This is a genomic window from Butyrivibrio proteoclasticus, assembly GCF_900115735.1.
Classification (GTDB): Bacteria; Bacillota; Clostridia; order Lachnospirales; family Lachnospiraceae; genus Butyrivibrio; species Butyrivibrio proteoclasticus_B.
This window is the reverse complement of record NZ_FOXO01000033.1, coordinates 25,931-40,063: the sequence shown is the minus strand read 5'-3', so window position 1 is coordinate 40,063 and position 14,133 is coordinate 25,931. Positions and strand designations below refer to the sequence as shown.

The 14,133-nt window shown below is 40.2% G+C and carries 10 protein-coding genes; 2 read left to right on the top strand and 8 right to left on the bottom strand.

What is annotated here, in order from left to right; all coding sequences use genetic code 11:
- Window positions 1–1,300: 1,300 nt before the first annotated feature.
- On the bottom strand, window positions 1,301–2,185 hold the full coding sequence (locus BM146_RS15970) for an HAD family hydrolase (protein WP_083413603.1): 885 nt from the start codon (window positions 2,183–2,185) through the stop codon (window positions 1,301–1,303).
- Window positions 2,186–2,192: 7 nt separating this feature from the next.
- Window positions 2,193–3,479: an adenylosuccinate synthase gene (locus tag BM146_RS15965; RefSeq protein ID WP_074891223.1), complete on the bottom strand. Its 1,287-nt coding sequence runs from the start codon at window positions 3,477–3,479 to the stop codon at window positions 2,193–2,195.
- A gap of 244 nt (window positions 3,480–3,723) precedes the next feature.
- Between BM146_RS15965 and BM146_RS15960 the strand changes: the two genes are divergently transcribed.
- Window positions 3,724–5,439 carry a methyl-accepting chemotaxis protein gene (locus tag BM146_RS15960; protein ID WP_074891221.1) on the top strand — a complete coding sequence of 572 codons (1,716 nt, stop codon included), beginning with the start codon at window positions 3,724–3,726 and terminating at the stop codon, window positions 5,437–5,439.
- A 71-nt stretch (window positions 5,440–5,510) separates the two neighbouring features.
- Here BM146_RS15960 and BM146_RS15955 read toward each other — a convergent pair whose 3' ends face one another.
- The 5 genes from BM146_RS15955 to BM146_RS15935 form a co-directional block, all read right to left on the bottom strand.
- Entirely contained in the window at window positions 5,511–6,479 is a 969-nt protein-coding gene (locus BM146_RS15955; RefSeq protein ID WP_083413602.1) for a carbohydrate kinase family protein, read from the bottom strand.
- Window positions 6,472–7,962 (bottom strand): glycoside hydrolase family 32 protein, encoded by a 1,491-nt coding sequence (locus BM146_RS15950; RefSeq protein WP_074891218.1) that lies wholly within the window; start codon window positions 7,960–7,962, stop codon window positions 6,472–6,474. Before BM146_RS15950 ends, BM146_RS15955 begins: the two co-directional genes overlap by 8 nt.
- A 141-nt stretch (window positions 7,963–8,103) precedes the next feature.
- Entirely contained in the window at window positions 8,104–9,756 is a 1,653-nt protein-coding gene (locus BM146_RS15945; protein WP_074891216.1) for an ABC transporter substrate-binding protein, read from the bottom strand.
- A gap of 56 nt (window positions 9,757–9,812) precedes the next feature.
- Complete coding sequence (locus BM146_RS15940) at window positions 9,813–10,730, bottom strand: carbohydrate ABC transporter permease (RefSeq protein WP_177201706.1); 918 nt, start codon at window positions 10,728–10,730, stop codon at window positions 9,813–9,815.
- Window positions 10,731–10,742: 12 nt separating this feature from the next.
- Window positions 10,743–11,663, bottom strand: coding sequence for an ABC transporter permease (locus BM146_RS15935; protein WP_074891213.1), 921 nt, complete (start codon window positions 11,661–11,663; stop codon window positions 10,743–10,745).
- 197 nt (window positions 11,664–11,860) lie between these two features.
- Here BM146_RS15935 and BM146_RS15930 point away from each other — a divergent pair, with 197 nt between their 5' ends.
- Entirely contained in the window at window positions 11,861–12,913 is a 1,053-nt protein-coding gene (locus BM146_RS15930; protein WP_074891211.1) for a LacI family DNA-binding transcriptional regulator, read from the top strand.
- Window positions 12,914–12,941: 28 nt separating this feature from the next.
- On the opposite strand, the gene BM146_RS15925 is transcribed toward BM146_RS15930, so the two are convergent.
- A complete protein-coding gene (locus tag BM146_RS15925; protein WP_074891227.1) occupies window positions 12,942–14,129 on the bottom strand; it encodes a Gfo/Idh/MocA family protein in 1,188 nt (395 codons plus the stop codon).
- Window positions 14,130–14,133 lie beyond the last annotated feature (4 nt).

Sequence of the window (14,133 nt, the reverse complement as noted above, 5' to 3'; positions counted from 1 at the left end):
ACTAAGTTCGTCTGCAAATGGGATGAAAGCTTCGGAGCCTACCTTTCAAAGAAGATAAGTGAAGGCAAGCATTACAATGTTGCTGTCGGTCATGCGGCGAAAAAGCTGATACGCACCATCTATCGGATGGAACTTACAGGCGAAGCCTACCGAAAATAAAGAGTCTTTAACTTACATCCTTTTCTTAGAGCACCTTTTCAGATGCTCTGTTTGTCATGCAGTTTTCAAGGTACTAATTGAGGCTTAAGCCTGCCTCCAGGCTATCTAAAACACCTAACGATGTTTTATTCAAAAATCTTCATTTTCTTGTTGACTTTTAATAGTTAGTCTATTAATAGAATTTCCGGTCAGAACAATGAAAATAGTGGGATAAAAGGAGTAAAAATCAAAAGATTATCCTACTCATGAGCAAAATCAACTATAAGAATGGTTAAATTTATGGGATAAAAAGAACCATTTTTTAACACTTATCCTACATCGCTCCTACATCTTCTACACCTCTGGATTGTCACAGTGAAATGGGTATATAGCTATTTTTTTAAGTTAACACATCCATCGGCTAAATTTCCAGAAAGTTAAAATGGGCATATACGAGAAAAAATAGATTTACTCATCCATTGGATGAGTAAACTGAGACATATGATCATCTTTATAATGGTGTGGTAACTAAAAAAAAGCTGTATATGCCCAAAACCACAAGTCAAAATCCTTGTCGGCTGGTGTTGTAAGTTCAAAAATCAGGCTATATTTCCAAAATGGAATCTTCGCTCTCTTTATTGGGAGCCGCGGGAATATAGTCACACATATCCTTGAAAGTAGCCGCCCCTACTGTTCTCGGAGTCAGAGCCTGAGGCAAGGAAATTAGCCACACCGCAGGTGCTTGCCATTGACGGGTTCTGAGGAAAACGCTACAATGCTAAATCCGACGGTGCGAGAAAATCTACTGTTCCCATCATCCTCACCGTCGGCTCGCAAGCCAAGGCGTTTTCCTCAGGTCCAGTCAATGGTGGCGTACACAGCCACAACATATACATTCTTGAATCAACAATTCAAGAATGCATCAACCAAGCCAATTTAAATCGACTTCGTCGATGAGGCTTGGTTGACTCTTCACTCATATTCTCACGAAATCCGCAGTATATGCGGATTTCTGGAATTTAGTTCAAAATGTCATACTTTTTAAGAAGGTCATATACGTATCCAATTCACTTACGCAAATAAAAGAGAGTATTTTGTAATAAGCATAAAGCTTACAACAAAATACTCTCTTTAGCGCCTGCAAAACGTGCGTTTACAAAAATCAGAATTTCACACCAAGAGTTGCAAGTTCATCAACTACCTGGTTGTAGTCACGGTATATTATGCCTTTCCAGCCAAGTTTTTTGGCTGCTTCAATGTTAACCGGTGTGTCGTCGATAAATACAGTTTTGGATGGAGTCAGGTTATAGCGGCTTACCAGGAGATTATAGATTGCCGGATCCGGCTTTACTACGTGCTCACGGTAGCTTAAGATTCCACCATCTGTTTCAGCTAAGAATTCCATTGCATCAGGGCATCCTTCAAGAGCCTGTTTAGAAAAGTTTGAAAGGTATAAAACCTTGTAACCTGCAGCCTTTAGAGCTCTGATCCATGGAATTGTTTTTTCACGCTTTAAGATGATTCCATCGATGTTTTTGAAAGAATCCTCTATATCTGACTTAATCTCAGGATCGTTTTCCACAAATCTTGCAATAATCTCGTCATTAGTAAGGTTTCCCTTGTCGTATTCCACCCAATCATCACTGTAAACAGTTGCCTTGGCAATACGCTCTACCATTGCGTCATCATAACCTTTATATACCAGGAACTTATCCCATGCAAAATCTGTAAGGACATTTCCTATATCAAATACTATTGTGTCAATTTCACCATCGGGAATAACATTTCCATATTTGTCGTGCTTTTTATTGCTGCTCATAGCATCAAGAGAAGCAATAGTATGCCTTCCTGTGATAGCTCCGATTGACCATATCAAAAGCCATGTCAGTATTGGAACTGCTACTACTGCTCCTGCAAGTCCCATAAACAGATCTTTTGAATCAGGACCGCCAAACAAAGCGACAAGCAAAAATGCAACTATCAAACCGATAATCAGAACAAGTGCTGAAAGAGCAAGAACTCTCTTATAATTAGGAGTTTTTTCCATTAAAATATCATCCTTTTTTACGATATATTATATCTGTTCTTGCAGGACCATTGCTTACCATAGTAATCGGATATCCAATATGCTCCTCGATAAACTCAATATACTTTCTGCAGTTCTCCGGGAGGTCTTCGTAATTCTTTATACCTCTGATATCACATTTCCAGCCAGGGAGTACCTCGTATACAGGCTTTGCCTTCTCGAGAAGGTGTGTAACAGGGAACTCTGTTGTCACTTCACCGTCGATATCATATCCTACACAAACAGGTATTTCATCAAGGTATCCTAACACATCCAGTACTGTGAATGCAACATCAGTTGTGCCCTGAAGTCTGCAGCCATATTTGCTTGCCACGCAGTCATACCAGCCAACTCTTCTGGGTCTTCCTGTAGTAGCACCGTACTCGCCGCCATCGCCGCCGCGTCTTCTAAGCTCTTCCGCCTCATCTCCAAAGAGCTCTGAAACAAATGCTCCTGCTCCAACTGCTGAAGAATAAGCCTTTGATACTGTGACAATCTGCTTGATCTCATAAGGAGGAATACCTGCGCCGATTGCACCGTAAGCAGCAAGTGGTGATGAAGATGTAACCATAGGATAGATACCGTGGTCAGGATCTTTCATTGTTCCAAGCTGTCCCTCTAATAGAATTGTCTTTCCTTCTTTAATTGCCTTATCAAGATAAAGGGCTACATTTCCAATATAAGGCTTAACCTGCTCTCTCCAACTTACAATCTGCTCAAAGAGCGCTTCCTGATCGATTGGTTCAGCATGATAAAGATTCTTTAAGATAACGTCTTTGATTTCAGCAATTCTGGCAATCTTTTCCTTAATTGCCTCATCATTCTGGTAAAACTCGTTTATCTGCCATCCGATCTTGGCAAACTTATCTGAATAGAAAGGAGCAATACCTGACTTTGTTGAGCCAAAACTCTTTCCTGCAAGACGTGCTTCCTCCAAAGTATCGAATAGTACATGATAAGGCATCATCACCTGAACTCTGTCTGAGATCATTATCTGTGGCATTGGAACGCCCTTTGAAGTAATCTCATTAAGTTCTTTCATGAATTTTGTTATATCAAAAGCAACACCGTTCCCGATGATGTTCATAATATGTGAATGAAAAACACCTGATGGCATAGTGTGAAGTGCAAACTTGCCATAATCATTAACTATAGTGTGGCCTGCGTTAGCGCCTCCCTGAAAACGAATTACCACATCGGCATTATCTGCAAGAGTATCTGTGATCTTACCCTTTCCTTCATCTCCCCAGTTTGCGCCTACAACTGCTTTAACCATTTTTTAACCCTCACTTTTTTCTTAATAGCATTTTCAATGCATATTAATAGTACTCTTAAGAACCGTATAAGTAAAATCAATATTTATTATATATGCCATAAGCAATACTTATGTGTGAAAAAAACATATATTCGCGCATATTTATATATTTTTTTACGTTTATTATCTAAAATAATACATATACATTGTCGATATATCATTTAGAATTGACATTTTCTTTTACAGAAAATGATAGGAGGTTATCATGGCTAAACAAGCTTCTACAAATAATGTGTTTTCATCGAGTTCTTTTAAAAAACTCTCCGTATCTGACAAATTCAAAAAAGTTTTCAGCAAATTTCAAACAAACCTAATTGCTATTTTTGTTGTTATCATATTGATCGATATTGTTGCAATCTTCAATCTACACAATATCTATGCAGTATATTATGAACAGAACACACAGCAGGGGGAAGTAAGAACAACAATTCAAGCTCTTGCCAAGTACTACCTCTGGGCACTTGCGGCTCAGGATGCTGATGATAGAAATGCCCAGATTGCCGGTGCTCAGGAAAAAATACAAGAGCTCCACGATGGTCTTGATACACTTGGAAAAGTATATAAAGGCGATCTCGAAACAATCCGCCAGCATATAAACAACATTGATTCTTCTGATGATACCCTTATTCAAATGCTTTCAAATGGTTCCTCAACTCAGGAATTATATGATTTTTATGGAAATAACGTAAATGAAGCAATTAAAGTTGTGGTTAAAGACTTCAAAGAAGTTGGTAATTCAGCAAAAGCTCAGGCTGCTTCCGCATACTCACTTGCAATTATAAGCGTAATTGCTATGACACTGGTTTCTCTCATCGTTGTTATTTATGCGATTCTATACTCACAAAAAGCCAGAAGATCCCTTACAAGCAGTATTCTGGAGCCTATTAGTGCAATTACTGAAGCTGCAGACAGAATGGCTAAAGGCGAAATCGAAATTAAGGTTAAGACAAATTCTGAAGATGAACTGGGAAAACTTGCATGCGATATCACAGCGGCCACAGATGCTATAGCAGACATCGTAAAAGATATTGCCGAAACACTTACACGTATGTCATCCGGCGACTTCACCGCAGGTTCCAAAAACGAAAAGCTTTACATTGGTGACTACGACGCAATCAGAAAAGCGCTTGCAGATATTTCCAATAATCTCTCAAGTACTCTTGCAGAAGTTAAGAATTCTTCACAGCAAGTTTCACAAGGTGCTGTTAATATGTCACAGGGAGCGAACGATCTGGCTGAAGGTTCTACAGATCAGGCTGCTGCAGTTGAAGAGCTCACAGCATCTGTTAATTCCATTACTGAACAGACAAGACAACTCGCTGATGTAGCTGAAAAGAGTAAGGAGATGGCAACAGAGGTTAGAGACAATGCTGAAGCAAGCGCCAGAAAAATGCACCTTGTTACAGACGCCATGACAAGAATTACAGAGGCTTCCGCTGAAATTGAGCAGGTCACAAACTCTATTGAAGCCATTGCAAAACAGACATCCCTCCTTGCCCTCAATGCTTCTATCGAAGCTGCAAGAGCTGGTGAAACAGGAAAAGGCTTTGCTGTAGTAGCTGATCAGATTGGAAAGCTGGCAGATGAATCCAGCGAAGCTGCTAAAAATACTCATCAGCTTATTGCAGACACTATGGACGAAATCAAAAACGGAAACTCAGTAGTTGCTGAAACAACAGAAGCCCTTGACGCTATGCAGCATAGCGTTGAAGATATTACAGAAATGATAATCCAGACCGGTGATCTTGCCAATCAGCAGGCTCAGAGCATGGATGAGATAGACAAGGGAATTGAGATGATCTCCAATGTAGTTCAGAGCAACTCCGCTACTGCCGAGGAATCAAGTGCTGTTTCCCAGGAGCTTTCGGAGCAGTCTGAATCACTTAATGATCTCATTAGACAATTTAGAATTAACGAATAATGCAATTTAGCTCATAAGCCCTTTGCGTAGGCAAGATCCTGCGTGAGGGGCTTTATTTTTCCCCCTATGGTTCACTGACACAAGAAGGCTTCAACCTCCTCTTTTGAAGGCATTACAGAAAGTGCACCTTTACGTGTTGTGATTATTGAAGCTGCTGCATTGGCAAAATCAAGGCACTCAAAGAGTCCATCTTTTGTAAGTTCGTTTATACCCTTTTTGTGTACATAGTCAATTGCACAGGCACAGAAGGTATCACCGGCACCAGTAGTTTCTATTGTGTCAGGATTCAGATATCCTTCTTTTTTAATCACCATGTCTTTATACAAAGCCATACTTCCATCTGGTCCAAGAGTTGCAAAAACAAGAGAAATGCCAAACTCTCTTTTTATCCTCTCTGCACCTGCCTGAATATCGGATATTCCTGTAACAAGTTCCACTTCATTATCAGATATTTTAAGGATGTCGCAGTTTTTTAGACCATATTCAATGGCTTCAAGGGCCTTATCTTCCGACTCCCATAGAGGTGCTCTGTAATTGGGGTCAAAAGAAATGAGGCATCCCGCTTTTTTAGCTATATCAACAGCAAGCTCTGTTGCTTTTCTCACAGCAGCATCTGTCATTGAAAGAGTTCCAAAGTGGAAAATGTCAGCATTTTCAATAAGGCTCTTATTGGCAAGGATATCTTCGATGCTAAGCATCATGTCAGCACCCGGTTTTCTGTAAAAAGAAAAATCTCTGTCACCGTTTGGAAGCTTATTCACAAAAGCAAGAGTTGTGTGAACTTCCTTATCAAAGGTAAGTCCCTTTGTGCTTATGCCCTGTTTACTGATTCTTTCAGCAAGTAGTCTTCCAAAAAAATCATCTCCAACCTTTCCTATAAAAGCAGTGCTGTTTCCAAGGTTCTGAAGCATCGAAAGTACATTGCAGGGCGCTCCTCCGGGATTAGCCTCAAACAAAGGATTGCCCTGAGTGCTCTCTCCACTGCCTGTAAAATCTATCAAAAGTTCTCCAAGAGCAACAACATCTATTTTTTTATTCATCTTTTCCCCTCACAAGTTCATGCATTGTAACGTCCATCAAAAGCTCGCCCTGAGCTTTGAAGCTGATACCCTCAGCCTTAACATCAGTAAGAATGACCATTGACATAGCCTGCTCGCCGTCATTTATGAACAGCTCCATGCTATATCTGTCAAGGACAAGGCGCAGTGTAATCTGTCCCTTATTATTAGACACTTTGCATCTTCTCTGATGAACGATTGCTCTTCTGCTGCCGGAATGCTTTCTGTCAATCTTAACGATGTTCATCTCCGGATCGTATTCGATGGTTGAAAAAGCTTTGCCGTTATCTGCAAATCTGATCTCAAATTTTTTATATGAAAGGTCATCTGATGTTGGTCTGACCTTTACTGTCATATCTATGCATCTTCCCTCAATGCTTGAAAGTGATGCGCTATCTGATATAAGCACATTTTGTCTGCTTATTCTTTTTCCGTAGTAATTCTCTATTTCTCTGGCCGGTCTCTGCATGAGCTTGTTATTTTCAAGCCAGATTTCCCTTGGGAAGCTCATCTGTCCAAACCATGGGAAATCATCGCGTCTTATACCGCATGTATCCCAGTTCTGCATCCATCCGATCATGATTCTTCTGCCGTCAGCAGCAAGGATTGTCTGTGGTGCATAAAAATCAATTCCGTAATCTATTGCCTGGAAATTTTCTTCGCAGTAATCGCCATTATCATCCAAATGGCCAATTACGCACAAAGTTCCATTACCATTGTGGAATTCAAGTTCCTCAGGAAGCATATCCTGTGGGCTTGTCATAAGAAGCTGTTTGCCATCAAGTTCAAAATAGTCAGGGCATTCCCACATTACACCAAATCTGCGGTTGTTCTTTATTACAAGTTTGTCATATTCCCAATGGATACCATCCTCGCTCACATACTTTAGGATTTGTCCGTCTTTATCTTCTGTTTTATTACCTACTACAAGGTAGTACTTACCATTTTCTCTCCAAACCTTAGGGTCTCTGAAATCATACTTTCCTGCGCCTTCAGGCAAGGTAGTGCTGTCAATAACAGGATTGTTTTCATACTTTTTGTAGTCTGTTCCATCACCAAGAGCAATACACTGAGTCTGAACTTCTCTGATATTGCCCTCTTCATCTTCTTTCTTTTCAACACCTGTATAGACAAGAAGCTGTTTGCCATCTTCCATTTCAATGGCACTTCCTGAAAAGCATCCGTCTTTATCATGCTCCTCATCCGGTGCCATTGCACAAGGAAGGTACTGCCATGTTATAAGGTCAGCACTCTTTGCGTGTCCCCAGTGCATAGGTCCCCATACTGTATCATATGGATAATACTGGTAAAAGAGATGGTACTCACCTTTATAAAAACTAAAACCGTTTGGATCATTCATCCAGCCACATCTGGGAGTAAGATGAAAAAGAGGTCTTTGCTCCTCCGGGATCATCTTTTCCTTCTTTGCTTCATATTCTCTGGCTTTGTTTAATTTATCACTCATTCTTTGTTCCTCACTTAAATAAATCCTGTATTTCTTTTTCCGGCTGATGAAAGATCTGGTCGACAGTTTTTTTTCATAAAAGAGGGAGGATAAATTACTTCTCCTCCCCCTCGCCTTTCATAATGTAAAAATCATTCTTAATTACTTGTAGAACTCATCAAAGTACTTCTGATAGATTGAAAGATACTCATCAAGGCCATATGCGTTGACCTGCTTGAGGTACTCATCCCAGTCAGCATCTGTAAGGCCGTTCATTACGAAGTTACTTCTGCTTGAGTTGATGTAGCTGATAAGATCTGTCTGGATAGTTGTAAGCTTTTCTGTGTCATCTGCTGTCATGAATACGTTAGGATATACGTATTTGCAGTGCATGTCATCTGTGTAGTACTCTTTTATCCAGTCAAGACGATACTGTGCATCATCAGGACATGTTACGTATACGCCATAGTACTCATCCAGGATTGCAAGAGGTCCGCCTACGCACTCAGCTTCACGAACTTCTACAGGTGATGCATCTCCAAGAGGAGCGTGCTTAAGCATCTTGTCGCCGTTTGCATTTGTTGAAAGCTCGAAGATATCAAATTCATCATCCTCACCGTATGTTCCCCAGTTGTTCTGTGGTGACTGGAATGGATCATACATAAGATCAAGCCAAGCACATACGAATGCAGGGTTAGCGCACTTTGATGTTACAACGCATCTGCCGCGGTCAAAACCTGATGTAAATGAAGCATTTAAAGGTGTTACGTTCTTGGTATCTGCCTGAAGAGCTGCAAGTGGAACGAAGTCTTCAAGGTTATCGATGTTAGCAACGTCCCATGTGAAGCATACGCCGTATCTGTGGGATTTTCCTTTTGCTACATATGTTGACCAGTCCTGTGTGAAGCACTCAGGATCGATAAGTCCTTCTTCATAGAGCTTGTGGAGCCACTGCATACCTGACTTGAAGCCTTCCTGTGTAGCTGTGCAGATAACTTTTTTGTCATCAGTAACTGCGATGTGCTGTCCCATGTCGTTGTCGCCATAGCCTTCGCCAAAACCGTTGATAAGAAGGCTTGGGTCCTGATCGTTCATGATGCATGACATAGGAATAATGTCACCTTCAATACCAAATTCTTTCTGAAGGTCTGCTGCATGGTCCTTGAATGCCTTAAGTACTTCTTCAAACTCATCAACAGTTGTAGGTGTCTGAAGTCCAAGGAAATCAAGCCATTTCTGGTTGATGTATGTGAAGTTGTTACCTACTGTCTGGATAGCTGTCTTGTTTGAACCAAGCTGCTCGATCCAAGGAAGTGCCCAGATATGTCCCTCTGAATCCTCGCACATTGTGCGGTATTCAGGATACTTATCAAATACAGCCTTAAGATTAGGCATATAGTTATCGATGTACTCTTCTACAGGAATGATAACGCCCTGATCTGCGTATCTGATAAGGTCTGAGTTGCTGAATCCTGCGTTGAAAACGAAATCTGTAAGAGTGTTCTTGTTTGCCATGCTAAGCTGGATCTTATCACCCCACTGGTCGCTTGAAATAGCTGTCCAGTCAACATGTACATTGGTTTCTTCTTCAAGTCTTTTGAAGATTGTTCTGTTGTTAGGTTCTGACTCAGTTCCTGATGGATAGCTGATCATACCTGTGATTGTTACCTTGTTCTCAAGTGGAAAGCTAAGATCATCAGCTGATACGCTGGCTGCTCCACTACCTGATGCCCCATTGCCACAACCTGTAGCTATGCCTGCAGTCAGTGCAAGTACAAGTGCAGCACTTAAAAATTTTGATGCTTTCTTTTTCATTTTTCCTCTCCTTTTCCCTCTAACTTATATAGTAAACCTCCATAAGGAAGTTCTGCTCAACCTTTTACCGACCCCACCATTATTCCTGAATCAAAGTATTTCTGGAAGAATGGGTACATAACTATAAGTGGTAAGCTTGAAACTATGATGGTTGCATATTTTAAAAGTTCTGCAAGCTGTGCTCTCTGGGCTGTGCTCTGCATGTCTGCAATCATTCCCGGATCAGGCTCGTTCTGGATAAGTATTGCTCTGAGCACCAGCTGAAGTGGCTGCTTGTATGCAGAATTAAGATAGATCATTGCGTCAAAGTAGCTGTTCCACATTCCAACGAACTGCCAAAGGATAAGCACTGCAATAAGTGGTGTGCAGACAGGAAGAAGTATTCTAAAGAAGAACACAAGCTCATTAGCTCCGTCAACGTCTGCTGCCTCTCTGAGTTCACTTGGAATTCCTTTGTAATAGGTTCTTGCAATTATCATGTTCCAAACGCTAAATGATCCCGGAAGGATTACTGCCCACATACTGTCAAGAAGACCTAAGTTGCTGACAAGAAGGTATGTAGGAATAAGTCCGCCTCCAAAAAACATCGTTATGATAAAAATTGTGTTGAATATTTTTTTACCCTTAAAATCATCTCGTGACATTGGATAAGCACACAGCAGTGTAACGAAAACTGATATGAATGCGAACAATACTGAATAAAGTACTGCGTTGAAGAATCCTGTCCAGATCTGTGGGTTTGTCATTACTCTCTCGTAAGCTGTGAGTGTCCACTTGCTAAGATCAAAGACTATTCCTTTATTCTGAAGTGTTATAGGATCCATGAATGAAGCAATTATGATATAGATCATGGGTCCTATAATAGCCAGTACAAATGCTGCAAGGATAATATATCCAACAAGAAGAAATGTCTTATCTCCAAGCGATGCCCTTGCGAATTCGCTCTTTTTCCTGATTGAAAGTGATTTTTCCATTTTGATATCTCCTTATAATCCCTGTCCGTCATTGAGCTTCTCTACTACTTTATTAACTGTGATAAGAAGAATGACATTGACGATAGTATTGAAAAGACCTACCGCTGTGGAATAACTGTAATCACCATTAAGCAAACCTTTTTTGTAAACATAAGTTGCTATGATCTCAGATGAAGCAAGGTTCATATCTGACTGTAATGCATAAGCTTTCTCAAAGCCTATGCTCATGATATTTCCGGCCTGAAGTATGAACTGGATAACAACCATGTCCTTTATAGCAGGCCACTCAACTGCCTTTATCTGCTGCCAGATATTCGCTCCGTCAATCTGCGCTGCCTCTTTAAGCTCCTTGCTGGCATTGGACAAAGCCGCGGTGTACATGATTGATGCCCAACCTGCTCCCTGCCAGATTCCGCTTATAATGTAAATTGGTCTGAAAGCTGCCGGGATCGTAAGGAAGTTTATGCTCGTTCCAAGCAAAAGGTTAAGAGGTCCTGTTACTGAAAGAAGTATTCTGACCATACCACAGAGAACGATGACTGAAATAAAGTTTGGCATGTAAAGAACCAGCTGAATTTTCTGCTTGATACTGCTGCTTGTCACTCTGTTAAGTAAGAGTGCCAATATGATCGGCATTGGGAAGCCCCAAAGAAGACCGAAAATACTAAGTTTTAATGTATTTGTAAGATATTGGAAAAAGTCAGGTGATGATAGGAACTGCTGGAAGTACTTAAACCCTACCCACTCGCTTCCAAGTATTCCTTTAAAAGGATTATATTTTTGGAATGCGATCAAAATTCCACCCATCGGAATATATCTGAATACGATAGTAAGAATCAGTGCAGGTCCTAAAAAGAATACGTACAGTTGCCAGTGCTGCTTAATGTATATGAATGTATTATGTAAGCTGTTATCCTTTGCTTTTGCATTCATAACGCCCCTCCTTAAACATTTTACAAATGTAACAATTTCTTTTGCGTATGTAAAATATAACATAAGCAAAATCTGGTGTCAACATAATTATTTTACATTTGCATCATTTTATTTTTACATTTGACACAATGATTTTTACATTTTATAATGATATGGATATTATGCATAAGAAAAACCACTAAAGAACGGAGATTACAATGGCAACCAAGGTTACACTTCAGGATATAGCAGATGCTCTTGGAGTATCCAGAAATACAGTTTCAAAAGCGATCAACAATACGGGTGTTTTAGCTGAGACAACGAGGCAAAGGGTTTTAGAAAAAGCTATAGCTATGGGATACAAACAGTTTTCATATGCAAACTCTGTAGCTGATATCAAGAATCCTTCTTTTACCAGAAATAAAGCTGCCGGAGAGATAGCTCTTTTCACCGGAGGACTTCTTACTAACTCTCACTTTGCTTCCACTATGATCGACAAGTTTCAGAATGAGATATCGATTCTTGGATACAGCCTTACAATGCACAGAGTAGACGAGAACAATGTGGCAGAACTCAGTCTCCCGCTTTCATTTAATCCTGACAACACCAGAGCAATAATGTGTATTGAGATGTTCAATCATCCTTATTGTGAAATGCTGTGCAATCTGGGAATCCCTGTTCTTATGGTTGATGCACCTGTAGCAAGCTATTGGAAACCTTTAAATGCAGATCTTCTTTTAATGGATAACTCTTCGAGTATTTACACCGTTATAAATGACCTGAGCAAAAAAGGCATCACAAAAATCGGATTTGTCGGACAGGTAACTCACTGCCGCTCCTTCTATGAGCGTTTCACAGCATTCAGAGAAGCTCTTTACATCAATAACCTTGAGTTCAACGAAAAATACTGTCTGTCCGAAGTCCACAGTCACGACAGCCAGTACAAAGATTATTTATATAAAGCTCTTGAGAATATGGAAGAATTACCTGAATTATTCATATGTGCCAACGATTTCGTTGCACTGGATCTTTTGTATGGACTTAGAAAAATGGGAATTGAATGTCCAAGAGATATTAAGCTGTTTGGATTTGACGATTCACCGGAGTCCAAGATAATGACACCATCTCTTTCTACCAGTCATATCCACAGTCAGATAATAGGATATTCTGCTGCCAACCTGATAATGTCAAGAATTGAGCAGCCTGATCTTAACTACCGCATCACTTATACAGAAACAGATCTGATCTATAGAGAATCCACGAAAATGTAAAAAAGTGCCTACAAGGCACTTTTTTCTTTTACCATTGAACAGACCATCGTCTGCTATAATTACCCATATCATTTATAGCACCTTTAGATTTTTTAGCTAATTTGCCAGACACCTCAGATGCTTTTTTTCTATTGAGATAAAATAAAAACTCATCTTCATCAACCGGAAGGTCAACAACACTTCTTTTCCATGAAGAAAGATATGCAGCATTGCTGATTCCAAGACTCTTAATCCCCTCCTCTCCCGGTGCTATGAGTTTTGTTCCATTCAAAATGTGATCACTGAAATTTTCCATAATAAGAATATGTCCATCCCGTTCGTCTTTTAGATTTAAGACTATCTCTGTAACCTCTTCACAAGGCATGGATTCTTTAGAGTTAAAACAAATCTTCCTCTCGTCCTTTTTCAAAAGAAAAAGTTTCAGCACTCCATTTTCTGCAATTGCTTTGCCATAAGTCCCGCTGATTTCAAGCCTGTTGCTGCCCGGATACTCTCCTGTTGAAGTTATGAAAGTAGCTGTTGCTCCATTGCTATATTCAGCATATATCGTTGCATCATCCTCAACATCAACATCATGGAACAATCCTTCATGACAAAAAGCTGTAAGCGATGAAGGCATTCCCATTATCCATTGCCATATATCAAGGTTATGCGGTGCCTGATTAAGCAATACTCCGCCTCCCTCGCCATTCCAGGATGCTCTCCAGCCTGATGACTCATAGTATGCCTGAGTCCTATACCAGTTGCTGATTATCCAGTTAAATCTCTTTATATCTCCAAGTATCCCAAGGTCAACAAAGCTCTTAAGGGCACTAAATATATTGCTGGTTCTTTGGTTGAACATTATTCCAAAACTTTTGCCGCTCTCTAAAGCTTTTTTATCCATGAGTTCAACTGACTTTGTATCAACTCCTGCGGGTTTTTCTGTTAAAACATGTAATCCTCTATCAAAGGCATCTATTGCCATTTTGGTATGTTGATAATGGGGCGTTGCAATAAGACACACATCCAAATTGCTAGACGAAAGCATCTCTCTATAATCCGCGTAATATGAGATCTTGTCCCCAAACTGTCCCCTTGCCCAGTCAATCCGATTTTTATCACAATCACATACACAGGTCAAAGTCGAATTTTTAACCTCACCATTGAAAAGAGCTTTTGCATGCGCACTTCCCATATTTCCAATTCCAATTATGCCATATCGAACCATTTTCATACCC

Bases quoted from the DNA above. Each gene is read 5' to 3' on its own strand.
- BM146_RS15965 (WP_074891223.1), bottom strand. From the start codon at position 3,479: ATGGTTAAAGCAGTTGTAGGCGCAAACTGGGGAGATGAAGGAAAGGGT.
- BM146_RS15955 (WP_083413602.1), bottom strand. From the start codon at position 6,479: ATGAATAAAAAAATAGATGTTGTTGCTCTTGGAGAACTTTTGATAGAT.
- BM146_RS15925 (WP_074891227.1), bottom strand. From the start codon at position 14,129: ATGAAAATGGTTCGATATGGCATAATTGGAATTGGAAATATGGGAAGT.
- BM146_RS15945 (WP_074891216.1), bottom strand. From the start codon at position 9,756: ATGAAAAAGAAAGCATCAAAATTTTTAAGTGCTGCACTTGTACTTGCA.
- BM146_RS15950 (WP_074891218.1), bottom strand. From the start codon at position 7,962: ATGAGTGATAAATTAAACAAAGCCAGAGAATATGAAGCAAAGAAGGAA.
- BM146_RS15940 (WP_177201706.1), bottom strand. From the start codon at position 10,730: ATGGAAAAATCACTTTCAATCAGGAAAAAGAGCGAATTCGCAAGGGCA.
- BM146_RS15935 (WP_074891213.1), bottom strand. From the start codon at position 11,663: ATGAATGCAAAAGCAAAGGATAACAGCTTACATAATACATTCATATAC.
- BM146_RS15970 (WP_083413603.1), bottom strand. From the start codon at position 2,185: ATGGAAAAAACTCCTAATTATAAGAGAGTTCTTGCTCTTTCAGCACTT.
- BM146_RS15960 (WP_074891221.1), top strand. From the start codon at position 3,724: ATGGCTAAACAAGCTTCTACAAATAATGTGTTTTCATCGAGTTCTTTT.
- BM146_RS15930 (WP_074891211.1), top strand. From the start codon at position 11,861: ATGGCAACCAAGGTTACACTTCAGGATATAGCAGATGCTCTTGGAGTA.